Annotated in this window: 26 protein-coding genes and 1 pseudogene; 17 read left to right on the top strand and 10 right to left on the bottom strand. The window is 72.1% G+C overall.

What is annotated here, in order from left to right:
- The 6 genes from B1205_RS29570 to B1205_RS07620 all read right to left on the bottom strand — a co-directional run.
- Positions 1-377 (bottom strand): hypothetical protein (locus B1205_RS29570; RefSeq protein ID WP_217809761.1); only part of this gene is annotated, 377 nt, incomplete at its 3' end.
- Between the two features lie 189 nt (positions 378-566).
- Positions 567-698 (bottom strand): hypothetical protein, encoded by a 132-nt coding sequence (locus B1205_RS31035; RefSeq protein ID WP_254909778.1) that lies wholly within the window; start codon positions 696-698, stop codon positions 567-569.
- A gap of 412 nt (positions 699-1,110) precedes the next feature.
- Positions 1,111-2,025 carry a glycosyltransferase family 2 protein gene (locus B1205_RS07635; protein WP_089154917.1) on the bottom strand — a complete coding sequence of 305 codons (915 nt, stop codon included), beginning with the start codon at positions 2,023-2,025 and terminating at the stop codon, positions 1,111-1,113.
- Positions 2,022-3,020, bottom strand: a complete 999-nt coding sequence (locus B1205_RS07630) for a sulfotransferase family protein (protein WP_089154916.1) — start codon at positions 3,018-3,020, stop codon at positions 2,022-2,024. Before B1205_RS07630 ends, B1205_RS07635 begins: the two co-directional genes overlap by 4 nt.
- Positions 3,017-3,595 carry a glycosyltransferase gene (locus tag B1205_RS07625; RefSeq protein WP_089154915.1) on the bottom strand — a complete coding sequence of 193 codons (579 nt, stop codon included), beginning with the start codon at positions 3,593-3,595 and terminating at the stop codon, positions 3,017-3,019. Before B1205_RS07625 ends, B1205_RS07630 begins: the two co-directional genes overlap by 4 nt.
- Entirely contained in the window at positions 3,595-4,071 is a 477-nt protein-coding gene (locus B1205_RS07620; protein WP_089154914.1) for a UDP-N-acetylglucosamine--LPS N-acetylglucosamine transferase, read from the bottom strand. The genes B1205_RS07625 and B1205_RS07620 overlap by 1 nt, the downstream gene beginning before the upstream one ends.
- A gap of 502 nt (positions 4,072-4,573) precedes the next feature.
- Between B1205_RS07620 and B1205_RS07615 the strand changes: the two genes are divergently transcribed.
- From B1205_RS07615 to B1205_RS07560, 13 genes and pseudogenes are all read left to right on the top strand, one after another.
- The gene (locus B1205_RS07615; RefSeq protein ID WP_089154913.1) at positions 4,574-6,400 is read left to right on the top strand and encodes a Wzz/FepE/Etk N-terminal domain-containing protein; all 1,827 of its coding nucleotides are present in this window, start codon (positions 4,574-4,576) and stop codon (positions 6,398-6,400) included.
- Positions 6,397-7,401 (top strand): DUF3048 domain-containing protein, encoded by a 1,005-nt coding sequence (locus B1205_RS07610; protein WP_089154912.1) that lies wholly within the window; start codon positions 6,397-6,399, stop codon positions 7,399-7,401. Before B1205_RS07615 ends, B1205_RS07610 begins: the two co-directional genes overlap by 4 nt.
- Before the next feature lie 101 nt (positions 7,402-7,502).
- A complete protein-coding gene (locus B1205_RS07605; RefSeq protein WP_254909777.1) occupies positions 7,503-8,876 on the top strand; it encodes an O-antigen ligase family protein in 1,374 nt (457 codons plus the stop codon).
- On the top strand, positions 8,876-10,078 hold the full coding sequence (locus B1205_RS07600; protein WP_089154911.1) for a hypothetical protein: 1,203 nt from the start codon (positions 8,876-8,878) through the stop codon (positions 10,076-10,078). The genes B1205_RS07605 and B1205_RS07600 overlap by 1 nt, the downstream gene beginning before the upstream one ends.
- A gap of 17 nt (positions 10,079-10,095) precedes the next feature.
- Positions 10,096-10,959: a sulfotransferase domain-containing protein gene (locus tag B1205_RS07595; RefSeq protein ID WP_089154910.1), complete on the top strand. Its 864-nt coding sequence runs from the start codon at positions 10,096-10,098 to the stop codon at positions 10,957-10,959.
- The gene (locus B1205_RS07590) at positions 10,929-12,572 is read left to right on the top strand and encodes a lipopolysaccharide biosynthesis protein (protein ID WP_441338446.1); all 1,644 of its coding nucleotides are present in this window, start codon (positions 10,929-10,931) and stop codon (positions 12,570-12,572) included. Before B1205_RS07595 ends, B1205_RS07590 begins: the two co-directional genes overlap by 31 nt.
- 126 nt (positions 12,573-12,698) lie before the next feature.
- Positions 12,699-13,742: a glycoside hydrolase family 26 protein gene (locus B1205_RS07585; protein ID WP_089154908.1), complete on the top strand. Its 1,044-nt coding sequence runs from the start codon at positions 12,699-12,701 to the stop codon at positions 13,740-13,742.
- Between the two features lie 1,294 nt (positions 13,743-15,036).
- Complete coding sequence (locus B1205_RS33310) at positions 15,037-16,614, top strand: malectin domain-containing carbohydrate-binding protein (protein ID WP_441338456.1); 1,578 nt, start codon at positions 15,037-15,039, stop codon at positions 16,612-16,614.
- Positions 16,611-16,961 carry a hypothetical protein gene (locus B1205_RS33305; RefSeq protein ID WP_254909774.1) on the top strand — a complete coding sequence of 117 codons (351 nt, stop codon included), beginning with the start codon at positions 16,611-16,613 and terminating at the stop codon, positions 16,959-16,961. Before B1205_RS33310 ends, B1205_RS33305 begins: the two co-directional genes overlap by 4 nt.
- A 157-nt stretch (positions 16,962-17,118) precedes the next feature.
- Positions 17,119-17,568, top strand: coding sequence for an NUDIX hydrolase (locus tag B1205_RS07575; RefSeq protein WP_176308459.1), 450 nt, complete (start codon positions 17,119-17,121; stop codon positions 17,566-17,568).
- Between the two features lie 84 nt (positions 17,569-17,652).
- Positions 17,653-18,384: a phosphocholine cytidylyltransferase family protein gene (locus B1205_RS07570; protein ID WP_089154906.1), complete on the top strand. Its 732-nt coding sequence runs from the start codon at positions 17,653-17,655 to the stop codon at positions 18,382-18,384.
- On the top strand, positions 18,372-19,439 hold the full coding sequence (locus tag B1205_RS07565) for an iron-containing alcohol dehydrogenase family protein (protein ID WP_089154905.1): 1,068 nt from the start codon (positions 18,372-18,374) through the stop codon (positions 19,437-19,439). The genes B1205_RS07570 and B1205_RS07565 overlap by 13 nt, the downstream gene beginning before the upstream one ends.
- Positions 19,414-20,078: pseudogene (locus B1205_RS07560) on the top strand (CDP-alcohol phosphatidyltransferase family protein). The gene B1205_RS07565 and the pseudogene B1205_RS07560 overlap by 26 nt, the downstream one beginning before the upstream one ends.
- Positions 20,079-20,154: 76 nt before the next feature.
- Here the strand turns inward: B1205_RS07560 and B1205_RS07555 are convergent.
- The gene (locus B1205_RS07555) at positions 20,155-20,373 is read right to left on the bottom strand and encodes a hypothetical protein (protein ID WP_089154904.1); all 219 of its coding nucleotides are present in this window, start codon (positions 20,371-20,373) and stop codon (positions 20,155-20,157) included.
- 173 nt (positions 20,374-20,546) lie between these two features.
- Here B1205_RS07555 and B1205_RS07550 point away from each other — a divergent pair, with 173 nt between their 5' ends.
- On the top strand, positions 20,547-20,822 hold the full coding sequence (locus B1205_RS07550) for a hypothetical protein (RefSeq protein WP_089154903.1): 276 nt from the start codon (positions 20,547-20,549) through the stop codon (positions 20,820-20,822).
- An 18-nt stretch (positions 20,823-20,840) separates the two neighbouring features.
- On the opposite strand, the gene B1205_RS07545 is transcribed toward B1205_RS07550, so the two are convergent.
- Both B1205_RS07545 and B1205_RS07540 read right to left on the bottom strand, forming a co-directional pair.
- On the bottom strand, positions 20,841-21,023 hold the full coding sequence (locus B1205_RS07545) for a DUF397 domain-containing protein (protein WP_089154902.1): 183 nt from the start codon (positions 21,021-21,023) through the stop codon (positions 20,841-20,843).
- Between the two features lie 13 nt (positions 21,024-21,036).
- Positions 21,037-21,915 (bottom strand): helix-turn-helix domain-containing protein, encoded by an 879-nt coding sequence (locus tag B1205_RS07540; RefSeq protein WP_254909773.1) that lies wholly within the window; start codon positions 21,913-21,915, stop codon positions 21,037-21,039.
- 342 nt (positions 21,916-22,257) lie between these two features.
- Here B1205_RS07540 and B1205_RS29565 point away from each other — a divergent pair, with 342 nt between their 5' ends.
- Complete coding sequence (locus B1205_RS29565) at positions 22,258-22,431, top strand: hypothetical protein (protein ID WP_176308458.1); 174 nt, start codon at positions 22,258-22,260, stop codon at positions 22,429-22,431.
- Positions 22,415-23,605: a helix-turn-helix domain-containing protein gene (locus B1205_RS07530; protein WP_254909772.1), complete on the top strand. Its 1,191-nt coding sequence runs from the start codon at positions 22,415-22,417 to the stop codon at positions 23,603-23,605. The genes B1205_RS29565 and B1205_RS07530 overlap by 17 nt, the downstream gene beginning before the upstream one ends.
- Before the next feature lie 803 nt (positions 23,606-24,408).
- Here B1205_RS07530 and B1205_RS07515 read toward each other — a convergent pair.
- Positions 24,409-25,683: a glycosyltransferase gene (locus B1205_RS07515; RefSeq protein WP_089154899.1), complete on the bottom strand. Its 1,275-nt coding sequence runs from the start codon at positions 25,681-25,683 to the stop codon at positions 24,409-24,411.
- A gap of 24 nt (positions 25,684-25,707) precedes the next feature.
- On the opposite strand from B1205_RS07515, the gene B1205_RS07510 reads away from it, so the two are divergent.
- Positions 25,708-26,568, top strand: a complete 861-nt coding sequence (locus B1205_RS07510) for an Fpg/Nei family DNA glycosylase (protein WP_089154898.1) — start codon at positions 25,708-25,710, stop codon at positions 26,566-26,568.
- The last annotated feature ends 259 nt before the right edge of the window (positions 26,569-26,827 follow it).

Here is a 26,827-nt window from a genome sequence, read left to right as displayed (position 1 = left end):
CCGCTCGCGCCGACGCCGTCGCCCGACGGGCCCCGACGGCGCTGGCGGGTCGCGGTCGCGGCGGCCGTGGTGCTGGCCGTGACCGGCAGCGGGGTCGCCGTGGCCTCCCTGCGGCCGGACGCGCCCAGTCGGCAGGCCGGCGAGACGCCGGGCCCGGTGGCCCCGGCGCGGCCGGACCGTCCGCGCGCCTCGGCCACCCCCGGCGCCCCGTCACCCAGCAGCGCGGAAGGGCTCGGCGGCAAACCCACCGTGCGCCCGTCGACCTCCACCAGCTCGGGGCCCGGCTTCGGGGGTACGCGGCTCACCCTGCCCGGCGCGTCGGTGGACCCGCAGAACGGCGAGACGTTCAGCCAGGCGTTGTCGCGGTCCGACCGCACGATCGGGCGGCTGAGGATGGCTCGCGTGTTCTATCCCGGCCTTCCGCCGGCCTGGAACGGCAGCCGCAGCGACATGGTCGACCGGACCGTGGTCGTCTCGTTCAAGGCGCCGCCCAAGGAGATCAACGCCGGCAAGCACGACGCGCGCCTGACCTCGTGGTTCGCCTCGATCCCGCGCGACCACGACGTCTACTGGGCGTACTTCCACGAGCCGGAGGACGACGTCGAGCGCGGTTCGTTCACCGCCGCCGAGTACCGGCAGGCGTGGCGACGGATCGCCGGCATGGCCAACCGGGCGAACAACCCGAAGCTGATCAACACGGTGATCCTGATGTGCTGGACGGTCGACCCGAAGTCCGGCCGCAGCTTCGACGCCTTCTACCCCGGCAGCGACCTGGTCGAGACGCTCGGTTGGGACTGCTACAACTGGGCGGTCAAGTGGAAGCGGTACGCGCCTCCGCCGGAGGTCTTCGACCAGATGATCAACAAGTCGAAGGCGCTGGGCAAGCCGTGGGGGTTGGCGGAGACCGGCAGCGACCTGCTGCCCGGTGACGCCGGCCCCGGACGGGCGGCGTGGATCCGCTCCATGACCAGCTACGTCAACGGCAAGCAGCCGGAGTTCGTGGCGTACTGGAACAACCAGGTCAGCTACGGCGACTTCCGGCTGCTCGACCAGCCGAGCATCCAGGCCTGGAAGTNGGGCGGGCGACCGGTCGGTCGCCCGCCCGTCACGCTAGATGCCCCGGCCGCGCTTGTGCAGGGTACGCAGCACCCGGTCGGCCTGCACGGCCCGGCTCGCCACGGCCAACGCCAGGTAGGCGCGCGGCTCCTTCGGGTTACGGGCCAGCGTGCGCCGGGCCCAGCGGACCGCGTCCCGACGGTTGCCCATGGCCGCCTGCGCGAAGGCGATCTGACCGGCCACCCGGGCCTCGCCGTGCGGCACGGTGGCGAACTCGGGATAGCGGCGCAGCAGCCACTGCAACGCGGTCGAGATGGTCTCCCACCGCTGCGCGAAGTACGACCGCTTGTGCCAGCGGACCAGCACGTACGGACTCTCCACGTTGACCAGTGGGGCGTACCGGGCGGCCCGGAGCAGGAACTCGTAGTCCTCCGCGTAGCTGCCCGGGATCTGCTCGTCGACCAGGCCAATCGCGTCGAGCAGCGCGGCCCGCCGGATCAGGAACGTGGACGGGTGCAGCTCGGTGAGCCGGTCCCGGAGCAGCGCCTCCAACGTGATCCGGGCGCGGTCCAGCGAGCGGTCCACCGTCCGGTCGTCGTAGCTGACCCGGATGCCGCAGCTCACCAGCGCGCCGTCCGGGTGCACGTCAAGCGCGCCGAACTGGGCCGCCAGCTTCCCGGGCAGCCACTCGTCGTCGTCGTCGCAGAACGCCACCCAGTCGCCGGTGGCCGCCTCGATGCCGGTGTTGCGCGCACCGGCCAGCCCGGCGGTGTGGGTGTTGGTGATGACCCGGATCCGTCGGTCGCCGCGCTCCGTCTCCAGTGACCGGTCCGGCTCGGACTGGTCGTAGACCACGATCGCCTCGATCGGGCCCGGATGGGCCTGGCTGAGGATCGCGTCGAGCGCCGCGCGCAGCAACTCCGGACGGTCCCGCGTCGGTACGACGACCGAGATGCTCGGACCACTCATGCTCTCTCCACGGACTCGTCGGATCCCCGCTGGCCCAGGTAGCCGTAGCGGACTCGAAGGGGCAGCGTGGCCAGGCTGACCACGGCCCGGCTGCGGCGCGGCAGGCGGTCCCGCCACGCCTCGTCCCGCCGTACCGTCAGCGGCCCGCCGCTGAACCGCAGCGGGTTGCCGGCGACGCTGTGCGCGCGGAACGGCGCGGCGGGCGACTCGGCCGCGTCGGCCGGACCGTCCGCCAGGATCCGCAGGGCCGCCGGGTCGTCCGGCAGACCGGAGAAGTCACGCACCCGGCGTACGGTCCCGGCCGGGTCGGCGGTGAAGTCCTCGTAGCGCAGCCGGAACACCTTGGCCCGCTGGGCGAGCAGGTGGAACGCGGCGTTCTGCGCGGTCCACAACTTGCTCACCTCGAATGGCGAGAAGGTCGGCATGAAGTCCTCGCCGTCCACCACCTCGGGCCGGCGCACCTGCTTGCCCCAGGAGTACGCGACCGCCCGGCTGTCCCGGATCAGGTGCAGCACCCGCAGGTCGAGCCCGTCGGCCCAGCTCAGCGCGAAGGCGAGCGAGGCGTGCTTGCTGGAGTCGACCACCACCCGCGCCCCGGTCACCGCGAGCGCGGCCCGGTAGATCCGGGTGTAGAGGTCGCCGTAGCGGCGCACGTCGGCGAGCTGCTCCGGGGAGAGCGACTGCTTCGCCAGCCGGGGGATGTGGCGGGTCCGGTCGACCCGGTCCTTGAGCGCGATCACGTCGTCCCGGTCGACCGCCGACCAGCCGCCGAAGGCATGCTCGCCGACCTGCTGCCAGAACGGGCAGGCGGAGAAGCGCTCCCCGCAGCCGCACCGCTCGTCGGCACCGAGCGCCCGTTCCCACAGGTGCACCACCTCGCCGACCGCGCACACGTCGGCGCTCTGCGCCAGCAGCAGCTCCAGCAGGGTGGAGCCGCTGCGGCCGAGACCGCCGACGAAGAGGACGCGCGGCTGCGGCGGCTCCGGCGCGCTCACCCGTGCCGCCCGCCGGCCCGCTGGCGTACCCGACGGGCCACCAGGTCGTCGATCACGGCGCCGACCCGGGCGACCGCCTCGGCCCGCGGGTCCGGTCGGCCCGGATCGGCGGCCAGGACGAACCGGGCCGGGTCGGCCAGCCCTTCGTCCAGCGCGGCGAGCAGCTCGGCCTCGGACTCGCAGAGCCGCACCATCCCGGCCGCACCCAGTCGCCGGGAGAAGAGCTGCTGGTGGTTGTCGACGTGCTCGTCGTGGGTGGGGTCGCGGGGCACCACGATCGGCAGGTGACCCGTGCGCCGGGCCTCGGTGATGGTGGCCGGCCCGCCGTGGCTGACCACCAGGGTGGCCTCGGCCATCGCGCGTTGCAGCTCCTCGTGGCCGAGGAACCCGGTGGCCTCGGGCAGGGCCGGCGGGCGGCTGTGGCCGTACTGGAGGACCAGCCGGACCTCGGGCCGGGCGGCGTGCCAGCGCTCCAGCCAGCCGACGAGGCGGTCGAAGCGGTGCACGTCGGTGCCGACCACGACCAGGACGTACGGCGTCGAGCGCCGGTCCCGCTGCTGCGGAATGTGCGCCATCAGAGGAGGTTCCCCACGACGGTCGCCTCCGGGTACATCCGGCGCTGCTCCTCCCACTGCACGAGCATCGCGGAGAGGAAGGGCCGGCAGAGCCGGGCGGTCAGCGTCGCGCTGTCGATCCGGTCGTACACCTCGATGTAGACCGTCGGGATCCGACGGAGCCGGGCCGCCACCACGAACGGCAGGGCGACCCCGGCGCCGGTCGTGACCACGGCGTCGACCTGGCGTCGGCGGATCACCTTCAGCGCGAGGAACGCGTTGCGGACCAGGTTCTTGACGTTACGGGTGGTGGGGTGGTGCGCCCAGACCACGTCCTCGCCGCGCAACAGCGACCGGGCGTCCGGGGTGTCGAAGGTGACCCACGCCCGCCGCCGTTCCCGGTACCACGGTTCGAGGGCCAGGAGCTGGGCCAGATGCCCGCCACTGGACCCGACCAGCAGGACCTGTCCCGAGCCCTCGGTTGACGCGCTCACCACACCGTTCCTCCCGTACGTGTGCGACCGCGCCCGGATTTACATGAATGACCCTCGGACGCGCCATGACAACCTACTGGCGTGCCCCTCGGCAACTGAAGGGGCCGTTGGACGGATGCCGACCCACCGGTCCGGCCGCTCCGGGATTCCCGGGACTGGGACTCGGTCCGTGATGCGAGCGGGCAGGTCGGCGACGGTTCGGCCACAACGGCAGGCCGGGCGACCAGCAGTACGCGAGGATGTGTCAGGATTTTGTCACCGCTCCGCACAGGAGTCGGCGGCAACGCCGACTCTCGGGGGCAGGTCGGGCCCAACACCCGGAAAACCCACCGAATGGTCAGTACCGATCGGCCATGTCTACGCGGACTGCCTACACCTGGGCAGGGTTACCGGAACGTGAGCAGACTTTCCCTCAACGTTCGGATCGGGGACACTCAAGGTCACGGTCAGGTCCAAGCTGTGCCGTGGACTGCCCGGCTCGGTCGAAAGGGAGCGACAGACTCTGATGCCCTCACCCCACCTGGCCGAGAGTGACTCCGACGGTCTCGCCCTGATGGCCTATCTGGGCTGGCTGCGCCGCCGCTGGTGGATCCTGCTGCTCGCCGCGGCCCTCGGCCTGGCCGGCGGGCTGGCGGTGAGCCAGCTTCAGGACGCGCGGTACACCTCCACCACGTCGCTGCTGGTGCGTCCGCTCGGCAGTGGGAACGAGAACAACGCCAACGCCAAGGTCAACCTCGACACCGAGGCGCAGGTGATCCGCTCGCTGGTGGTGGCCGAGCGGGCCAAGACCCTGATGAAGAGCGGTGCCGGCGCCGACGAGCTGGTGAAGGCGGTGACCGTCAGCGTCCCGCCGAACAGCCAGGTCCTCCAGGTGGCCTACGAGGCGGACAGCCCCACCCAGGCCCAGTCCGGCTCGCACGCCTTCGCCCAGGCCTACCTCGACCTGCGCAAGGCCACCGCGCAGAAGACGCTGGACAACGAGACCGCCGCGCTCCAGCAGCAGATCGCCGAGGTCAACAAGCAGCTCAGCGCCGTCGCCGGGCGGATCGCGGCGGCACCGGCCAACTCCCCGCAGCGGGAGCGCGCCGAGGCCGACCGGAGCGTGTACACCAACCAGCTCAGCTCGCTGAACAACCGGCTCAGCCCGCTGATCTCGACCGACCTCGACCCCGGTGAGATCATCTCGGACGCGCGCCTGCCCGACCACCCCAGCTCCCCGAACCGCACCTTGAACCTGGCCAGCGGCATGGGCGCCGGGCTGCTGCTCGGCATCGTCCTGGCGCTGGTGCTGGACCGGCTGGACAACCGGGTCCGCCGTGGACGCGACATCTCCGACCGGGTCGGCCTGCCACTGCTGCTGGAGCTGCCGGCCCGCACCCCGTCGCTGTCCGTGCTGCCGGCGTCCCACAAGATCTCCCGCGAGCTGGGCCGGTTGCGCAACGTGCTGCTGACCGCCGTGCCCGAGCCGGCGCAGGGCGGTCGCGGTCGGCAGCTCCTGCTCTGCGACGGCTCGGCCGGCACCGCCGCCGGGTTCGTCGCGGCCAACCTGGCCGCCGCGTACGCCCGTACCGGCCAGCAGGTCGCGCTGATCACCACCAAGCCGGACTCCGCGCTGGGCAGCATCACCGGCGTGGCCGAGGGGCGGCACAACCTCGCCTCGGTGCTGCGCCGGGACGTGCCCGCACTCAAGGCGCTGGCGCCGGTGCCGGGGCTGGGTCAGCTCCGGGTGCTCGTCCCGGGCGACCTGGACGCGGAGGTCGAGCTGCCCGTCTCCGGCCTGCTGGAGGTGCTGCACGAGCTGTCCGCGCGCTTCGACCACGTGCTGGTCGAGACGGCGCAGCCGACCATCGCGGTGGAGGCCCAGGCGCTGGGCCGGTACGCCGACGCGGTGATCGTGGTGGCCGAGACCGGGCGGACCCGCAGCGTCGAGATCACTGCGGCGCTCCAACAGTTCGAGCAGGTCAACGCGCCGGTGATCGGTGCGGTGCTGGCCCCGCGGATGCCCGCCGCGCCGGCGGCCGCGGCCCGGCCGGCGGCCCCGACGAACCGGCCGAAGCCGCGGCCGACCCCCGGCCCGTCCGCCGAGTCCACCATGGTGCTGCCGCGTATGCAGCCGTCCGCCTCCGGCGCCTCGGCGAAGCCGTCCGGGCAGGGCGCGGGCCCCAACCCCGCCCCAGGCAAGCCGGCCGGCGCGGGTATGCCGCCCGCGCAGCGCAAGCCAGCCGCCCCGGGCAACTCGATGCCGGTCAACGGCGGTGGTGGCACCTACCGCTCCCGGGGCGACGGCGAGGGTCGCAGCTACGCCCTCGACTCCGGCGAGGACCTGGGGTGAATCGCCGTCAACTGCTTCGCGCCGCCGTCGCACCGGTCGTGGTGGCCGGCCTCGTCGCCGGCTGCGCCAAGCCCCAGCCCAAGGCGGGCGGTGTCGAGGTGGTCGACCCGGGGGACGGGCCCGCGACGCCCACGGCGAGCGCCACCCCCAGCCTGCCGCCGGCCCCGCTGACCGGGGTGCCGGCCGGCACCGCCTCGGTGGCCACCCGGCCGGCGGTGGCGGTGCCGCTGCGGGTCAGCCCGTCGACCTCCCCGGTCGGCCTGGACGCGGCCGACCTGGTCTACGCCGAGTTCGCCGAGTCCGACTCCCTGCACCTGACCGCCGTGTTCCACTCCCGCGAGGCCGCCAAGGTCGGGCCGGTCACCGAGATCCGCCCGGTCGACATCCGGTCGATCGCCGTGCTCCGCCCGTTCGTCGGCTACGCCGGCGGCCCCACCGGCTTCCTGGCGCAGTTCGAGGACTCCGGGCTGGCCGGGGTGACCCCCGACGACGACGGCAAGCTCTTCAGCGGGAGTTACACCTCGACCGCGGCGCTGTGGCGGGCGGCGCCGAAGGACCAGCAGCCGCCCACACCGGTGCTGGACTACGCCACCCCGGGCGTCGCGCTGGCGAACCGCGACCTGGCACCGGCCCGGCAACTGACCGTGACGGTGCCCGGCGGCCCGCCGATGGTGTGGCGGCACGACGCGGCGAAGTCGCTGTGGACGACCCGGATCGGCAAGACGACGGTCACCGCGGCGTCGGTGGTCGTGCTGACCTCGGAATACCGGACGCTGGACGTCCGCAAGCCGTCGCCCCGCACGCTGCCCTCCGCCAAGGTCTTCGGCGAGGGCGCCGCGGTCGCCGTCTCCGGTGCGTCCGGCGCCAAGGGCAACTGGCGCAAGCCCGGCCAGGAGATGGTCTGCAACCTGGTCGGCACCGACGGTGACCTGATGCACCCCCAGCCCGGCAACGCCTGGGTGGTCTACGTGCCGAGCACCGCCCGGGTCACGCTCGGATGAGCACGATCGCCCCGAACGGACCCGCCCGAGGAGGGCTCGCGCCGGTCGCTCCGACGCGGGAGCCGGCGCGCGGGCGTACGCCGGGCCGCAGGGTGGGCCCGGTGCTGCAACTCTCCCCGACCTGGCCGCTGAGCGCGATGTTCGTGCTCTACCCGGTCGCGTGGATGCTCGGGGTGTCCACCTTCATCTTCGTCGTCCTGGCCGTGCCGATGGCCGTGCAGCTACGCCGCCGGGGCTCGGTCCGGGTGCCGCCCGGTTTCGGCATCTGGCTGATCCTGCTGCTCTGGGTGCTGCTCTCCGCGATGATGCTCGGGCTCCGGGCGCCGAACACGCTGCCACCGTCGGGTGGTGGCCGCTACCTGGGCTGGGGCATCTGGCTGGCCAACTACCTGGCCCTCACCGTGCTGATGCTCTACGTGCTGAACATGCGTCAGCGTGAGCTGTCCCAGCGGCGGGTGGTCCGGCTCTTCGGCTTCATGGCCGTCGTCACGGTGATCGGTGGCTACCTCGGTTCGCTCCTGCCCTCCGTCGGCTTCATGGCGCCGCTCAACTACCTGCTGCCGCCCGGCATCGCCAACCAGCCCTACGTCGCCTCCCTGATGGACGTGCGGTTCGCGCAGGTCCAACAGGTCCTGGCCGGCGAGGACGCGTCGCCCCGGCCCTCCGCGCCGTTCGAGTACACCAACTCGTGGGGCGAGAACATCGCGATCCTGCTGATCTGGCTGATCGTCGGCTGGGTCGTGCTGGGCGGGCCGGTACGGCGACTGCTCGGCATCGCGATCGCGCTGGCCGCGATCTACCCGATCATCTACTCGCTCAACCGGGGCCTCTGGGTCGGGCTCGGCATCTCCGTCGCGTACGTGGCGATCCGGCTCGCCCTGCGTGGCCGGATGGTCGTGCTCGGCGGGCTGGCCCTGGCGGTGGGCATGATCGGCGTACTCGTCGTCGCCACACCGCTCGGCCGGACGTTCGACGAGCGGTTGCAGAACGGGCACAGCGACGACATCCGGGCGACCCTCTCCGAGGGCGCGGTGACCGCCGCCAACCACTCCCCGATCCTCGGCTACGGCGGCAACCGGGCGCTGATCGGCAGCAACCGGTCGATCGCCATCGGCAAGTCCGACGACTGCAAGCAGTGCGGCAACCGGGAACTGGGCAGCAACGGCCAGTTCTGGTCGGTGCTGGTCGGCCAGGGCTGGGTCGGGGCCATCTGCTACAACGGGTTCTTCCTCTACTGTCTCTGGCGCTACCGGCGCGACCACAGCGCGATCGGGATCGCCGGCAGCCTCGTGCTCATCCTCATGCTCTTCTTCCAGTTCACCTACGGCGCGCTGGAAGCCACCCTCGCCTACGCCCTGATCTCGGTCGCCCTGCTGGCTCGCAACGACCAGCTACGCCGGGCACTCGCGCCGCCACCGCCCAAGGGCACCGTGGCCGGGCTACGGGCCCGACTGGAAGCAGCCGGTAACCGCTGATGGTGTTCCGCGTACCCCCGGACGGCGACGGCCGTTCCGCATATCTCGGTGAGCTGGCCGGCCTGATCTGGCCCGAACCGGCCGAACCGGCCCTGCGCCGCGGCGGCCCCGGCTGGGTGGTGGTGCCCTCGGCGGCCCGCCCCCGACTGCTGGTGCCCACCGGCTCGGGCCGGGCCGCGGCGAGCGCCGTCCGGCACTCCACCGAGGCGGTCGGCCGCAAGGCCAAGCTGGTCCGGCAGGGCCTGGCGACCGCGTTCCGGCTCGGTCTGGGGCCCCGGCTCTTCCCGGACCGGCTGGTGGTCGACGGTGCCGGCCTGGACGCCTACCTGGCCGAGGTGCTCGGCGAACCGGTGCTGGTCAGCATGCACATCGGGCCGGCGCGGGCGAACCGCAAGCCGGTGCTGCAACTGCTCGCCCCGGACGGCCGCGCCCTCGGGTACGCGAAGCTCGGCGTCGATCCGCTGACCCGCGCCCTGGTCGACGCGGAGGCCGCCGCGCTGCGTCGCCTCGCCGAGGTGCCGCTCGGCCCGGTCGTCCTCGCCGGGGTACGCCACCACGCCAACTGGCACGGGCACGCGCTGTTGGTGCAGGAGGCGCTGCCGGTGCGGCTGCCCCGGGCCACCCCGGCCGCCGCGGAGGCGGCCGAGCGGGCGGCCATGGTGGCGGTCGCCGGCTGCCTCGGCGTACGCCGGGGGTCGTGGGCGGGCAGCGGTCACGCGGCCCGGCTGGGCGAGGCGGTGGACGCGCTCGGCCCCCGGCCGGAGGCGGGGCGGCTGCGCGCGGTGCTGAAGTCGGTCGCGGAGGCCGACCCGGTGGTGTCCTTCGGCGCCTGGCACGGGGACTGGAACGGCGGCAACAGCGCGGTGCTGGCCGACGGTCGGGTGCTGGTCTGGGACTGGGAGCGGTTCGAGGCCGACGTGCCGGCCGGGTACGACGCGCTGCACCGGGTGGTGCAGAGCGCGATGAGCCACGACGGGGCGGAGCCGTTGGCGGCCGCCCGCGCGCTGATCGGCGGCGCCGACCGGACGCTCGCGGCGTTCGACCAGGGCGGCGCGGCCGACCTGGTGGCCGTGCTCTACCTGGTGGAGCTGGCGGCGCGTTATCTGCGGGACCGGCAGGCGGAGGCGGGTGCGCGACTGGGGCACGTCGACACCTGGGTGCTGCCCGCCGTGGAGGAGCACCTGGCCCGCCGGGCCGGGTGAGAGTGAGGAGTGGGGACGTGACGCAGGCCAGGGAACAGGCGCTCCGCGCGGTGAAGTCGGTGAGCCGGACGGTCGGCCGGTTGACCGCCGGCTCCCGGATGATGCCGGGATTCCTGATCGTGGGGGCGCAGCGCTGCGGCACCACCTCGCTGTTCAAGACGCTCTCGCAGCACCCGGGGGTGCTGCCGCCCGCGTACCACAAGGGCGTGCACTACTTCGACATGGCCTACCACCGGGGGATGAACTGGTACCTCGGGCACTTCCCCACCACGGCCAAGGCCGAGGCGGCGAAGGCCCAGATCGGGGTACGCGGGATCACCGGCGAGTCCAGCCCGTACTACATGTTCCACCCGCTAGCCGGGCCGCGGATCGCCGCCGACCTGCCCTCGGTGAAGCTGCTGGTGCTGCTGCGTGACCCGGTGGAACGCGCCTACTCCGCGCACTCGCACGAGCTGGCCCGGGGCTTCGAGGCCGAGCCGGATTTCGAGCGGGCGCTGGCGCTGGAGGAGCAGCGCACGGCCGGCGAGCGGGAGCGGATGACCGCCGACCCGACGTACTCCAGCGAGCACCTCCAGCACAACGCGTACCTGGCCCGGGGTCGGTACGTCGAGCAGGTGGAGCGGCTGGAGGCGCTGGTCGGCCGGGACCGGCTGCACGTCATCGACAGCGACGACTTCTTCGCCGACCCGCGGCCGTCCTTCGACGCGGTCTGCGACTTCCTCGAACTGCCGCGCTGGGCGGACATCGCCTTCGGCAAGCACAACTCGCGCTCCCGGTCGCCGATGTCGGCCGAGCTGCGGGCCCGGTTGGAGGACCACTTCGCCCCGTACGACGAGCGGCTGGCCACCTGGTGGGGACGCGTGCCGTCGTGGCGGCGGTGACCCGGGCGGACGCCGGGGCCCTCGACGCGGCGGACGCGCCGGCCGGCGGAGGCGGCGCCGGTCTCGGCGGGGCCGCCCGGCAGGGCTTCGCCAACCTGGTCGGGGTCGGGCTGGCCGCGGTGGCCGGGTTCGGCCTGAACATCGTCATCGCCCGCGGCTGGTCGGTCCGCGAGGCGGGCATGTTCTTCGCCGCCACCAGCGCCTTCATGATCGCCGCGTCGGCGGCCCGGCTCGGCACCGACGTGGGAACGATCTACTTCGTCAGCCGGCACCGGACGCTCGGCCGGCGTGACCGGATCCGCGGCACCATCGCGGTCGGTCTCGTGCCGGTGCTGGTCGTCGGCGCGCTGCTCGCGGCGGTCGGCTGGCTGGTCGCGCCCGCGCTGGCCCGGCTGACGATGCCCGAGGCGGGTCCGGGCGCGGTGACCGCGCTGCGGGTGCTGCTGGCGTTCGTGCCGCTGGCGGCGCTCAACGACTACGCCCTGGCCGCCTGTCAGGGCTTCGGCCAGATGCGTCCGCTGCTGACCGTGGAACGGCTCGGTCGGACCCTGGTGCAGTTCGTCGCCGTCGCCGTCGCGGCCTGGCTCGGTCTCTCGGCCACCAGCGCGCTGCCGCTGGCCTGGGCCCTGCCCTACCTGTTCGCGGCGGCGGCCGGGCTGCTCTGGCTCAGCCGGCTGGTCCGCCGCGCCGAACGGGACGTGCCGACCCCGGCGCCGGCGGCCGAGCAGATCGGCCCGTTCTGGCGGTTCACCGGGCCACGGGCGTTGAGCACGCTTGCCGCGATCGTCGTGCAGCGGCTCGACATCGTGCTGCTCAGCGCGCTGCGCGGGCCGGCCGACGCCGCGCTCTACACCGCCGCCACCCGGTTTCTGGCGCTCGGTCAGCTCGCCGGCACGGCGCTGGGCAGCTCGGTGCAGCACCGGATGGCGGCGGCGTTCGCGCGTGACGACCACGGCGAGGCCCGGCAGCTCTACCAGGTCGCGACCGGCTGGCTGGTGCTGCTGTCGTGGCCGATCTACCTGGGCTTCGCCGCGTTCGCCGTGCCGATGTTGGCCCTCTTCGGCTCCGGCTACGACACCGGCCGGTCGGTGGTGGTGCTGCTCGCGCTGACCATGCTGGTGGCGACGGGCTGCGGCATGGTGGACGTCGTCCTCAACATGGCCGGGCGGACCGCGTGGACGTTCTACAACGCGCTGGTCGCCACCGTCGTCAACGTGGTGCTCAACCTGGTGCTCATCCCGGACCACGGCATCATGGGCGCGGCGCTCGCCTGGACCGCCGCCATCCTGGTGAACAATCTGGTGCCGCTGGTGCAGCTCTGGTGGTCGATGCGGCTGCACCCGTTCGGTCGCGGCAGCCGGGTCGCCATGGCGCTGGGCCTCGCCTGCTTCGGCCTGCCGCTCGGGCTGGCCGTGCTGTTCGACGCCGCACCGGTGGTGCTCGTCGCGGTGGCGCTGGTCGGCGCGGTGGCGTACGTGGCCGGTGCCTGGCGCTGGCGGGCCACCCTGCACCTCGACGCGTTGCGCAGCCTGCGACGCGGCGGGGCGGGTCCGGTGCNAGTGCCGGACCCCGGCGAGCTTCGGGGTCCGGCACGGCGGAGGCCACCCGGGTAGAGTGCCAGGGGTCGCCCGCCCGCCCGGCTGGCCGTCATTCCGAGGAGGTCTGCCAGGGCTGCCGATTCCGTCGGCCGGCGACCATCCTGGGGAGAGGTTGCGGTGGTTCTACGGGTTCGGCGCGCGTTGGCGTCTCTGTCGGCTCTGGTCTGCCTGGTTCCGGTGGTGGCGGCCTGCGATTCCGGGCCGTCGGGTCGGCCGTCCGGGCAGGCCTCGTTCGTCCCGCCACCGCCCTCGGTGGAGCCCCGCAGCGATCCGGTGCGGACCACCGGGCTCGGTCCGCAGCCACCGAAGAAGGGCGCCTGGCTGGGCGCCTGGGTCCAGCCGGAGTTCCACAACCCGGCCGGCCGGGCGGCCGCCTTCGACGCGTTCAACCAGGCGGCCGGCGGCAAGCTGGCCGTGGCGCACATGTTCCACGAGTGGAACAAGTCGTTCCCGGGGGACACGCAGGCGGCGTTCAACACGTTGGGCAAGCTCCAGATGATCTCGTGGAGCGGCACCGACACCCGGTCCACGGTGAGCGGGGTCTACGACTCGCTGATCCGGCAGCGGGCCGAGGACGTGAAGGCGTTCGGTATCCCGGTGCTGCTGCGCTACCGCTGGGAGATGGACCGGCCCAACCTGCGGGCCAGCGTCCACTCGCCTGAGGACTACGTCGCCGCCTGGAAGCACATCCGCGCCATCTTCACCGAGGTCGGCGTCACCAACGCGGGCTGGGTCTGGTGTCCGCACGCGGACGGCTTCGCCTCGTCGGAGCGGGAGGCCGCCGCCTACTATCCCGGCGACGACCAGGTGGACTGGCTCTGCGCGGACGTCTATCCGGGGCCCGAGTGGGTGAGCTTCTCCGAGCGGATGGACCACTTCATGGCCTTCGCCAGTGAGCATCCGCGACCGGTGGTGATCGGTGAGTTCGGCCCCACCGACAAGGGCCGGCCCGGTCAGCGGGCCGACTGGCTGCGCGAGGTCCGGTCCTACCTGAAGCGGCACCCGCAGATCAAGGCGGCGATCTACTTCTCCGGCCGGGCGACGAAACCGGTGTACGACACCACCTTCGACGACGATCCGGCGAGCGCGGCGGTGTTCCGGGAGCTGGCCACCGATCCGTACTTCGATGTGCCACTGCCGCCCCTGACCCCCACCTCCGCGCCATCCTCCGACTCCGCTGGGTGATCTTGCCTCGTCTGTTCGTGCGACCCGGGGCGCTTCCTCGGCCAAAAAGGCCGGTTCCGGGTGGACGGGCGACGCCCGAATGCGAGAAGGTATTGCTCTCACGTCTGCGGTCGGTCGTGCGACGCCCACCTTGCGTCGGCACCGACCACGATCGCAGCGCCTCCGACGTTTCCCCCCGGAGTAGCCTGTGGCTTCCTCGATCCTGAGACACCGCTCGGTGTCCGCCTTCGGCGCTGCCGTACTCGGCATCGCCACTCTGTTCACACCGGTGCCGGCGCTCGCCGCGCCCGCGGTCACGGCCGCTCCCGACCACAGCACGCTGGTCGGCGAGGTGCCCTCGGAGAAGACGCCGAACATCAACGACGGCAACGTGCTGGCCATCCTGGACGCCGGCAGCAAGGTGATCGTCGGCGGCTCGTTCACGAGCGCACAGAACCGCGGTTCGTCGCCCACCCCGGTGACCCGCCGCGCCCTGCTCGCCTTCGACAAGGCCACCGGCAAGATCGACAACGCGTTCGCTCCGGTGCTCGACGGCGACGTGAACGCTCTGGTGGCCGGCCCGACGCCGGGCACGGTCTACGTCGCCGGCCGGTTCAACAAGGTCGGCGACAAGAACTTCCGCAAGCTCGCGCTGCTGAACGTCGCGGACGGCACGCCGGTCGACGGGTTCAAGAACGCCGCCTTCGACGGCGTGGTCAGCGACGTCCTGCTGGTCGGCGACCGCCTGCTGGTGGGCGGCAACTTCACCACGGTCGCCGGCAGCACCACCCGCAACGGGCTGGTCTCGCTGAACGCGACCACCGGCGCGGTGGACGACTACCTGACCGTGTCGCTCACCGAGCACCACAACTGGACCAGCACCAACGGGGGCGCCTCGGCCGCCGTCGGCGTCGAGAAGCTGGCCGTGTCGCCGGACGGCAAGCACCTCGTCGTCATCGGCAACTTCAAGAAGGCCGACGGGGTCGTCCACGACCAGATCGTCCGGATCAACCTCGGCAGCACGTCCGCCACGATCGCCGACTGGAACACCGACGGCTACTCGGGGGCCTGCAAGTACACCGCGTTCGACTCCTGGGTCCGCGACGTGCAGTTCTCCCCCGACGGCAAGTACTTCGTCGTGGTGAGCACCGGCGCGTCCTACCCGGGCACGCTGTGCGACTCGGCGGCGCGCTGGGAGACCGACGCCACCGGCGACGGCCAGAAGCCGACCTGGACCAACTTCAGCGGCGGCGACACCTTCCTCTCGGTGGGCATCAGCGAGAAGGCGATCTACGTCGGCGGTCACTTCCGCTGGATGAACAACCCGACCGCCCGCGACAAGGCCGGCCCCGGCGCGGTGCCCCGGGCCAGCATCGCGGCGCTCGACCCGGTGAGCGGCCTGCCGCTGGCGTGGAACCCGGGCCGGCACCCGCGCGGCTACGGCGTCACCGAGATGCTGGTCACGCCGCAGGGCCTCTGGCTCGGCAGCGACCAGGAGTGGATCGGCAACCTCGACTACCAGCGCAAGCGCATCGCCTTCTTCCCGCTGGACGGCGGCACCGCGCCGCACGCCACCAGCACCAAGGGCCTCCCCGGCAAGGTCTACCAGGCCGGCCGGGCGGCGCAGACCGAGGTGCTCTACCGGGTCAACGCGGGCGGCCCGGCCATCCCGGCGACCGACGGCGGGCCGGACTGGGCGGCCGACACCGCCGCCTCACCCAGCCCGTACCACAACGCCGGCAACACCCCCTCGGCGTACACCACCAACGCCACGTTCGACGCCACGGTCCCGGCGAGCACCCCGGCGACGCTGTTCAACACCGAGCGGTGGGACGAGGCGGCCGCGCCGGACATGCAGTGGGACATCCCGGTGGCCGCCGGCACCCGCGTCGACGTCCGCCTCTACCTGGCCAACCGGTACGCCAAGACCGGCACGGTCGGCAAGCGCAAGTTCGACGTCAGCATCGACGGCGTACTCAAGCTGAACGACTTCGACGCGGTCGCCGCCGCCGGCGGAACCGACCGCGGCACCATGAGGTCCTTCTCGGTGGTCAGCGACGGCGTGGTCGACATCGACTTCGGCCGGGTGCTGGAGAACCCGCTCATCCAGGGCATCGAGATCGTCAAGACCGCGCCGACGCCGGACGCGGCGGACGTGCTCTACCGGGTCAACGCCGGTGGCGCCCAGCTCGCCGCGCCGAGCGGTCCGGCCTGGGCCGCCGACAGCATGGACGCGCCGAGCACCTACCACAACGAGGGCAGCACGCCCTCGACCTACACGACGGACGCGACGGTGGACGGCACCGTGCCGGCCGGCACGCCGACCGCGCTGTTCAGCAGCGAGCGGTGGGACCAGTCGACCGCCCCGGACATGCAGTGGGACTTCCCGGTCCCGGCCGGCACCCCGGTGCAGGTGCGCCTCTACCTGGCCAACCGGTGGGCCGGCACGGCCACCGCGGGCAAGCGCAAGTTCAACGTCAGCATCGACGGCGTGCAGAAGCTGAGCAGCTTCGACGCGATCGCCTCGATCGGCGCCACCGACAAGGGCACCATGCGGGCCTTCGCGGTGACCAGCGACGGCAACATCGACATCGACTTCGGTCGGGTCCTGGAGAACCCGGTGATCCAGGGCATCGAGATCGTCAAGCTGCCGCCGGTGCCGCCGGCCACCACGGTGGACAGCATCACCAGGCGGACGTACGACGGCGCGAGCGCGGTCGGCAACGCGTCGTCCGTACCCAACACGGACGACACCCGCTGGTCCGGCGTCAAGGGCGCGTTCTGGGTCGNACCGAGTTCGGCACCCCGAAGAAGCTGGACCCGTACCACGACGCCAAGTGGGACACGGTCGTCACCGGCTCCGCGCCGGAGGGCCAGACCTACGTGGGCATGACGGTCAACTTCGCCGCCGAGCTGCCCAACGTGACGGCGATGTTCTACAAGAGCGGCCGGGTCTACTACTCGCTGGCCGGCCAGAGCGCGCTGTTCTGGCGCGGGTTCTCGCCGGACAGCGGCACCGTCGGCGCGGAGCGGAACACGGTCGCCGGCACCACCGGGTTCGCCGACGCGAACGGCCTCTTCCTGGACGGCGACAACCTCTACGTCGTCTCCCGGAGCACCGGCAACCTGTCGACGATGGCGTGGTCGGACGGCGTGCCGACCGGCTCCGCCACGGTGCGCAGCGGTCCCGGCGTCGACGACGTGGACTGGCGCGGCACCGCGGTCTTCGTCGGCCCCTGACGGGGGCGGCACACCCGCACGAGTTGATGGCCCGGCCGATATCGGCCGGGCCATCGCGTATGTAAGGAAGGGGCCCCGCTTAACGCCTCCGGCATAGGAAGGGGCCCCGCTTAACAGGCTCATCGCGTCCGGCAGCGCGGATGGCTACTGTCGGAGGGTGTCCACCGAGCCTCTCCGCTGCGCCGGCGCGCTGATCGTCGACGACGACGGCCGCATCTTCATCCAGCGCCGGTCCCCCGAGCGGCGCCTCTTCCCCAACTGCTGGGACATCGTCGGCGGCCACCTGGAGCCGGGTGAGGAGATCGACGACGCGCTGCGTCGGGAGGTGACCGAGGAGACGGGCTGGGCCGTGTCGTACGTGCTCGGCCTGGTCGGCGAATATCGCTACACGGCCGACGACGGGCTCGCCCGGGTCGAGACGGACTTCCTGGTCCGGGTGGACGGCGACCTGAGCCGGCCCCGGCTGGAGGCCGGCAAGCACACCGAGTACCGCTGGCTGGCGGAGCGGGACGTCGACCTCCTGGACGAGCACCGGGACGTCAACGACGGGCTGATCCGGCGGATCGCGGAGGACGGGTTCGCCGCGCTGCGCTCGATCGGGCTCTGATGATCACGGGCTGAGCCACGGCCCCCGAGGAGCCGGCGATATCCTCGCCTCGTGGAATCCGGTCGAGAAGAGGAGCGTGTCGGCATGATCGGGATGGTGCTCGCCGCCGGTGCGGGGCGCCGGCTGCGGCCGTACACCGACACCCTGCCCAAGGCCCTGGTGCCGGTCGACGGGGAGACCACCATCCTCGACATCGCGCTGCGCAACCTCGCCGAGGTGGGGTTGACCGAGGTCGTGATCGTGATCGGTTACGCGGCCGACGCGGTGCGGCAGCGGCAGGCCGAGTTGGCGGAGAAGTACGGCGTCACGATCACCCTGGTCGACAACGACAAGGCCGAGGAGTGGAACAACGCGTACTCGCTCTGGCTGGCCCGGGAGCACTTCTCCCGGGGTGTGCTGCTGGTCAACGGCGACACCGTGCACCCGGTGAGCGTGGAGAAGACGCTGCTGGCCGAGCGCGGCCCCGGCATCCTGCTGGCCGTCGACACGCTCAAGCCGTTGGCCGAGGAGGAGATGAAGACCACCTTCGACGCCGCCGGCCAGCTCACCCGGATCACCAAGCTGATGGACCCGGGCGAGGCGTACGGCGAGTACATCGGCGCGACGCTGATCGAACCGCAGGTGGCCGACGCGCTCGCCGACGCCCTGGAGGCGACCTGGCGGCGCGACCCGAACCTCTACTACGAGGACGGCTACCAGGAGTTCGCGGACCGGGGCGGCGAGGTGCGGGCGGCGCCGATCGGTGACGTCTCCTGGGTCGAGGTCGACAACCACGACGACCTGGCCCGGGCGCGGGAGATCGCGTGCCGCTACTAGCCCGTAGCGTCCTCACCCCGCTGCACATCGACGTGCGGCGGGGCGCGGTGGCGGACCTCGCGTCGATCCTCTCCGACGGGCGGATCTCCGCCGGTGGCGACGTCGCCGTGGTGGTCGGGCCGGGGCAGGGCGAGAAGATCGCCGAGTTGCTCCGGCCGTCGCTGCGGTCGGCGGACGTGTTCACCGTGGCCGGGGGCACCCTGGACGCCGCCGACGAACTGGGCGGCAAGCTGCGCGCCCGGTCGTACGACGCGGTGGTCGGCATCGGCGGCGGCAAGACCATCGACGTGGCGAAGTACGCGGCCACCCGGCGTGGGCTGCCGATGGTGTCGGTGGCGACGGCCCTGGCCAACGACGGCATCGCCTCCCCGGTGGCGAGTCTGATCACCGAGGGCCTGAAGGGCTCCTACGGGGTGCACATCCCGATCGCCGTGATCGTCGACCTGGACTTCGTGGAGGCCGGGCCGGAGCGGCACAATCGCGCCGGCATCGGCGACGTGGTCAGCAACATCAGCGCACTGGCCGACTGGGAGCTGGCCCGCGAGGTGCGCGGCGAGGCGTTCGACGGGCTGGCGGCATCGCTGTCGCGTGCCGGCGCGGAGGCGGTGCTCAACCACCCGGGCGACATGACCGACGACGCGTTCGTGACGGTGCTGGCCGACGCGCTGATCTCCAGCGGCCTGGCGATGGCCATCGAGGGCACCAGCCGCCCGTGCAGCGGCGGCTGCCACGAGATCATGCACGCGATCGACGCGCTCTTCCCCGGCACCGCCTCACACGGCGAGCTGGCCGGCCTCGGCGCGTTGTTCTGCACGTTCCTGCGCGGCGACGAGCGCCGGTTCGCCGAGATGTCCGCCTGCCTGGCCCGACACGGGCTGCCCCGGCTGCCGGCCGAGGTGGAGCTGACCGACCACCAGTTCGTGGAGGCGGTGCAGTTCGCGCCGGCCACCCGGCCGGACCGCTACACCATCCTTGAACACCTGGCGATGTCGGCTTCCGAGACCCGGGAGCGACTGGCAGACTACGCCGGTGCCCTCCGCGACCACCTTGGCTGAGCCCCGTCCCACCGTCGCCGACTTCCACCGGGTCAACCGGGGCGGCGGCCTGTTCAGCGAGTCGATCAGCCAGTGGATCGGGGCGGCGTTCGCGCTCGTCGCGCAACGGCTGGGGCTGCGCCCGACCGCGTTGACGCTGGCCAACCTGGTGCTGGGGCTGGNGCCTGGGTGGTCGGGCTGGTCGCGCTGGTCGGCTGGCAGATCGCGTACGCGCTGGACTGCGCCGACGGGCAGCTCGCCCGGGTGACCGGGCAGGGCAGCGCGGCGGGTGCCCGGGTCGATGTGCTCTGTGACGTGGCCGCCCAGATCGCGCTGGTGGCCGCGCTGTCCGCCACGGCGGTGGCGCAGCGACCGTCCACGCCCGTGTGGCTGGTGGCGGTCTTCGCCGGCACCTGGATGGTCAACCTGGTGACCTCGGTGATGCAGGCCGGCCCGAACGCGGCCAGCATGGTCACGTCCACGTCGCTTCCGGTCCGGGTGGTGAAGCTGGTTCGGGACTACGGCGCGGTGATCTTCGTGGCCGGGCTGGTGCTGATGTTCGCGCCCGCGCTGGCCTTCTGGGTGGTGGTGGCGTTCACCATCGTCAACGGCGGCTTCCTGCTCGCCAGCATCGCCTTCTCCGCCCGCGCCTCCCTGTAAGGAGGGGCACCTTATTAACGCTTCCGGTATAGGCGGGGCCCCTTCTTAACACCGCCGAGCCGCCTCGCGCGGGCTGTCACCGATCGGGTGCACGCTCCGGCAGCACCAACCGGGGTACGAGAAGAGCCTGGATTGCCGCAAGCTGGACGGTCGCCAGGCCGACGCGGTGCGCCGCGCAATGGCACTCGACACGCAGCATGAGCGAAACGGGAAATCCGCCGAGGTCGAACCCGTCCACCGGCGTATGGAAGCTCGTACAGAAGTTGGTGGAGTCGGCGGGATCGCCGGCGATCATGTGAGCCGACGCCCTCCCCGGGCCTGACGGCCGCCCGGTCCCTCGGGCTGGCCAGCGGCGGGGCATCTCGGCGTCGCTACCAACCTGATGGCGTGAACGACTCGCCTCACGGCCGAACTGGCCACCCCTAATCGGGTTGGCACCCGGCGGCGGGAGTCGTCACGCTGTCCCGCATGGGCCAACCCGACGACCGGGAGTCTGAAGTTCGACGGCTCCTCGACGAACTGTGCATCAAGCTGGGCTTCTGCCTGTCACCCGCGGAGAACCAACGGCTCCGCCAGTCCCCTCCGGGCGAGGTGGACAGCTTCACCGATGCGGTCTTCGAGGCCGAGGGGATCAGCGAGGTCGGGCACACGGACCTGCGCCGTCAGGTACGAGACATCGTCGCTCGGCACCTGAGCCGATGGGCAGGGACCGACGATCAGGCAGCCGGAGGCCAGGCCCGGTGACGCTCCTCGGTCGCCGCGCTAGTTGCTCTTAAGAAAATCGATGAATGTACGCCATCCCCGGGCGTCGAATGCCAACGTGGGGCCGCTCTTGTCCTTGCTGTCTCGAACGGCGACCCCATCGCGGAGGTCGGCCACCTCGACACACTGACCGTTGGCGTCGCTTCGACTGCTCTTGCGCCACACTGCGGGTGCCCTGTCCATTGCGCGGCTCTCCCTACGTCATCTCCTTGGCGATGGCGGCGATCAGGTCGCGGGACTTGTTGACGCTGAGCGCCGCCGCGTGCAAGTGGGTGTAGGAAAGCGTAACGCGCCGCAAGTCGTCCTCACGTTCGAGATAGGCGTCTCCCGCCTGACTCACCACGTACACGACTGGGCTGTGGATGTCCTCGGGGAACTCCAGGATCGAGAAGGAGCCCACCGTGCCGGGATGCCACCCTTCGCTGAACGGCAATACCTGAAGCTCGACGTTCGGCCGGTCGCTCATCTCAACGAGATGGCGGAGCTGGGCGCGCATCACGTCCGGGCCACCGGTCTGACGGCGCAGCACGCCTTCGTCGAGGATTCCCCAGAACTTGAGCACCGGGTCTTCGGTCAGACAAGCCTGTCTGGTCATGCGCACCTCAACCCGGCGGCGCGCTTCCTCACTCTGGCCCGGCCATGCCGCGTTCGTTATCGCGTAGGCGTAATCCTCGGTCTGAAGCAGTCCCGGCACGACGGCCAACTCGAAGTTCCGCACGGCCGTCGCTGCGGACTCCAGCCCGATGTACATGCTGTAGGGGTTCGGAAGCTGCCCGAACTTCGCCCACCAGCCCCGTTCCTTGCCTTGGCGCTGAAGGTCGAGGACGGTTTGCCGTAGCCGGTCGTCGCTGACGTTGTAACGGGTCAGCATCACGATCACGTCAGCCCGGCTGACGCCGACTACCCCTGATTCAAGCTTATAGATCTTCGACTCCGAGCAGCCCAGCTCGGCAGCGACCTCTTTGTGTGAGACGCCGGCCGCCTCACGCAGCCGCCGCAACTCCCGGCCGAGCTGCCAGCGCGCGATCGTCGGGCCGCTTGCTCTCGCCACTTCCGCCTCCAGGGTCGCGAACATCGCCAGTGTTCTCCCCTCCACCTCGGAGATCAAGGAGCATCAGCGAGGAGTACTCATCCAAAGATATTTTCCATGGAAGACTAGACTTGTCGATTCTCGTTTGTCACTCTCGGCATGTAAATCACTACGCCTGGGAGGTCCCGTGACTCGACATGCGACACGCCTCGCTCTGCTGCGCAGGCTCCTGCCGTTCCCGCGTCGTCGGGTGAGCCTGCTCGACCGCTTCATCCCGACGCGAAGCCGGGCGGGCATCTCACGAGCCGTCGGCGTGGCTAGGGCGTCCCACCTGCGGGAACAGCCGTTGTTGACGCTCGCTGGGGCGCACCGAGCGGGGTGCTGGTCGTGACGCCGCGACGGAAGCGCGAGCACGAAGACCGGGGCGAGCAGGTCCAGGGGGCGGAACGGGAGGCCGCCCGACAGCGGCTGCTCGCCCAAGCCGAGGCGGAGCGGATACCCGCCGAGGAGACGACCCGGGCGGTGCCGGACCGGCGGTGGCGGCGTGAGCAGCAGCAGTGAGCTGCTGCCGGTCGGCCGGCGGGTGGCGTACTGGCGGGGCCGGCGGAAGTTGTCGCAGCAGGTGTTCGCCGATCGGCTCGGTCGGTCGAAGTCCTGGGTCGACAAAATCGAGCGGGGTGTCCGGTCGCTGGACAAGGTGTCGACTCTGCGGGAGATCGCCGCTGTGCTGCGGATCGACACCGCCGTGTTGCTCGGCCGGGACGCTCAACCCGCCGCGATCACCGAGCGGGCCGAGTGCGTGGATCGCATCCGGGCGGCCCTTTCGGCGTACCAGATCGGGCCGCCGGGTCGCGGCCCGGTGTTGCCGGCGGACCGGCTGGCCCGGGACGTCGAGCATGCCTGGGTGATGTTCCAGCATGCCCGGTATCCGCAGGTGGCCGCCGTCGTGCCGGGGCTGCTGGCCGGCGGGCCGCGCGTCGTCGACGACGGGTGGGGACGCCCGCTGCTGCTGGAGGCGTACCGGCTCACCGCGTCGCTGCTGGTGAAGCTCGGCGAGGCCGAGCTGGGCTGGCTGGCCGCGGACCGGGCCATGGCTGCCGCGACCGGCGATCCCGTGTCGGTGGCCGCTGCTACGGTGCAGCTCGGTCAGGTGTTCCGCGCCTCGGGGCGGGCGCGGGAGGCGCAGTCCGCCACGTTGGCCGCCGCGTACCGGATCGCCCCGCCCGATCCGGCGGGCGGCGCTCCCGGCGAATTGTCGTTGTGCGGGACGCTGCTGGTGCAGGCCGCGCTGGCGGCGGCGCGTCGGGGCGACGAGCACGCCACCGCCGACCTCATCGACGAGGCCGCCGGCATGGCCGCCCGGGTGGGTGAAGGCCATGACCATCACCGGACCGCGTTCGGGCCGACGGCGGTCGACCTGGCCCGCGCCGCCGCCGCGCTCGACCTGGGCGACGCGAACGAAGCGATCGTCTGGCACGAGCAGACGACCCGGCGGGACGCCTGGCGCTGGCTACCGGTGGAACACCGCGCGGCGCACCTGGTCGACGCGGCCCGCGCCTACCTCCAGGCCGACGACCCGGCCAGCGCCGGCCGGGTGCTGGTCGACGCGGACCGGTTGGCACCCGCTGAGGTACGCCAGCGGCCGGTCGCCCGGGAGGTGCTCGCCCAGGCGGCCCGGGACCCGCGCGCTCCGGCCACGATCGTTCAGCTCGCCGCCGCCCTCGGGGTGAGTTGACCATGACCGGGCCGTTCCTGTCGTTGGCCCAGATCCGCAACCGGCTGATCCTCACCGCCCGAGCGGTCCTCCGTGACCACCGATCCCACTCGGACGGCCGCTGTCGGGTCTGCCGCATCCCGGAATGTTCGGTGGCGACCGCGGCCCGCGACGTCATCCGCGTCGCTCAACAAGCCGAACCGCCGGCCCGCTCGGCAAGCCCGCGCCCGCTGGCCGTGCGGCACGACCAGCCCGGACGGCCAAGTCTGTAAAGCAACGCCATGATCCACCTGACCGGAATGGCGTATGGGCCGCCACTCCCGTCAGCGACGTGGCTCAGTTGGCGCCAGGAGACGCGACCGGTAAGCCCACCGACGCTGCTATGTCCGCCATTCGCTTGTCGTATGTGACCAGTGCGTCGAGCGCCTCACCGAGGGCCTGCGCACTCGCCACATGCAACGCGTCCAGCGTTCGGATTCCGGAAGGAAGGGCTGCCGCAGAATCCCGGACCTCCTCGGTCAACAGACCTTGATCGCCGCTACTCTGCGTATCGTTCTGGGCGCAGCGCCTGTCGACCAGTGGCGCCCTTTGCTCTGCACCTATCGGCGCAGCAGTCACGGATCGTTCCTGCTGCGTGATTGGCTGCAGAGCAAAGGGGACGGGAGGGCAAGCCCGGCCCTGGCGAGGCCGGCTATGTCTGCCCAGGCCAGCGCTCCAAGGGTGGAACCAGCCCGGAACGATCACGGGGCGAGCCGCGACTCTCCGTAATTGTTGGGCAGGGTAGGCCCTAGGGTCACCCACCGTGGTGGGCTCACCCGCGCCGCTCAACGGGACGTCCGGCTCCCCGCGCCGGCCAGGCCGGTGTAGACGTCGATCAGGCGCTTGGTGATCACGTCGGGGTGGAACGTGCGCTCATAGCGGCTCCTCGCCGCCCCCGCCAGCGCCGCCGCCTCGGACGAGGCCAGCGGCAGCGCGGCGGCAAGCGCGTCGGCCTCCGGCGCCACCACCCAGCCGGCCTCGCCTCGCCGTACCCCGGTCGGCAGCGGCACCCGGCCCTCGCCGGGCGCCGCGGTGGCCACCTCGGCCGGGCCGGTGCCGGCGGGCTCGCGCGGGGTGTCCGCGCCGACCAGGTACGGGATGCCGCCGAGTGCGGTGCCGAGCACCGGCCGGCCGGCGGCCAGCGCCTCGATGATCACGGTGGGGAGCACGTCGTGCCAGGTGGACGTGGCCAGTACCACGGCGCTCTCGGCCAGCGCGGCGCGTACCCCGGGGCGGTCGAGCTGGCCCAGGTAGCGCACGTCGGGCCGGTCGGCGGCGGCCGCCTCGGCCAGCGGGCGCAGCTCGCCGTCGCCGGCGATGCGCAGCGGGCCGAGCGCGCCCACCGGGTGCCGGCGCCACGCGGTGAGCAGCAGGTCGAGGCCCTTCTCCGGGCTGAGCCGGCCCATGAACAGGAAGCCGTCCCCGGGGGGCGCGGGAGTGCCCGGGTCGGGCACCGCGTTGGGCTTGACCACGATCCGCTCGTCCGGGATGCCGTAGTCGCGCAGGTGGTCGGCGACCGCCGTGGTCAGCGCGACGTAGCGGTCCACCGAGCGCCAGGTCGGGCGGTGCACGGCCAGCGTGGCAGCCATCAGGGCGCTCTGCGCCCGGGAGTCGCGGTAGCAGCGGTGCACGATCGCCGGCACGCCCAGCGCGCGGCCGCGGCAGTCCTGGCAGATCACGCCGTCGCGGAAGTAGAGGCCGGAGGAGCAGACCTGCCGGTAGTTGTGCACCGTCTGCACCACCGGCACGCCGCGCCGGTGCGCGGTCCGCACCACCCAGGGCGAGAGCAGAGGGTACGGGTTGTGCAGGTGCAACGCGTCCGGCCGGTGCTCGGTGAGCAGACGGTCGAGGTCGTGCTGGGCCTTCGGGGCCCAGATCGGCGAGATCGGCAGCAGCGCCTTGGCCGGCTTGGACATCGAGGGGATCTCGTCGGAGCTGCGCAGGAACGGCAGCACCTCCACGCCGGCCGCGGTGAGCTGGGCGATCTCCGCGTCGACGATGGTGTTCTCGCCGGAGGGCTGAGCTTCCCGGTACCGGTTGTGCGCCACCACAATCTTCACGGGAAAGAAGGCTACCGTTGGGGCGTGCCTGAACTACCGGAGGTGGAAGCGCTCGCCGGTTACCTGCGTGAGCGGGCGGTGGGCCGGCGGGTGGAGCGGTTCGAGGTCGCCGCGATCAACGCGCTGAAGACGTACGACCCGCCGCCGAGCGCGGTCGCCGGGCGGACGCTCACCGGTGCGGGCCGGTACGGCAAGTTCCTCGACGTCCGGTTCGACGAGAGCCTGCACCTGGTGGTCCACCTGGCCCGGGCGGGTTGGCTGCACTACCGGGAGGCGTTTCCGTCAACGGTGCCGCTGCGGCCCGGCAAGGGCCCGATCGCGGTGCGGGTACGCCTCGACGACGGCTCCGGCTTCGACCTGACCGAGGCGGGCACCCAGAAGAAGCTGGCCGCCTATCTGGTCACCGACCCGGCCCAGGTGCCCGGCGTGGCGAAGCTGGGGCCGGACGCGCTGGCGGCCGACCTGCCCACCTTCGCCGAGCGGCTACGCAGCCGCCGGGGTCAGGTCAAGGGCGTGCTGACCGATCAGGCGGTGCTGGCCGGCGTCGGCAACGCGTACTCGGATGAGATCCTGCACACGGCGCGGCTCTCCCCGTTCGCGATCACCGACCGGCTCACCGACGAGCAGCTCGCCGTCCTGCACGCGGCGACCCGGACGGTGCTCGGCGACGCGGTACGGCGGTCGATGGGGCAGCGCGCCGCGGAGCTGAAGGGGGAGAAGCGTTCCGGCCTGCGGGTGCACGCCCGGAAGGGACTGCCCTGTCCGGTCTGCGGCGACACGGTGCGCGAGGTCTCGTTCGCCGATTCGAGCCTTCAGTACTGCCCCACCTGTCAGACCGGCGGCAAGCCGCTCGCTGACCGTCGGTTGTCCCGTCTCGTACGGTGAGTAACCACACCCGGCGACTACTGAGCGGAATCGACCGGGGATCGCGGAAGGTCCCACTCCGCGCCTCTACCCGAGCCGGCATCCACCGGTATAGTGGCTCGGTCCCCGGCTTCACAACTGACTCGGAGCCGGCCAGATCTCCCCGAACGCGTGGAAGACTGGGACGGTGAGCGACCCGGGTCCTCACGGCGAGTGAGGGCGCGGGTCATGCGGGAGGACATGGGTTGAGGTGACGACAAGCCTCCAGCGCCCGGTAACC

This window comes from Micromonospora sp. NBS 11-29 (genome assembly GCF_002140155.1).
In the GTDB taxonomy this organism is placed as follows: domain Bacteria; phylum Actinomycetota; class Actinomycetes; order Mycobacteriales; family Micromonosporaceae; genus Micromonospora.
The sequence above is the reverse complement of the archived record's forward strand: the minus strand, read 5'-3'. Positions and strand labels throughout refer to the sequence as shown.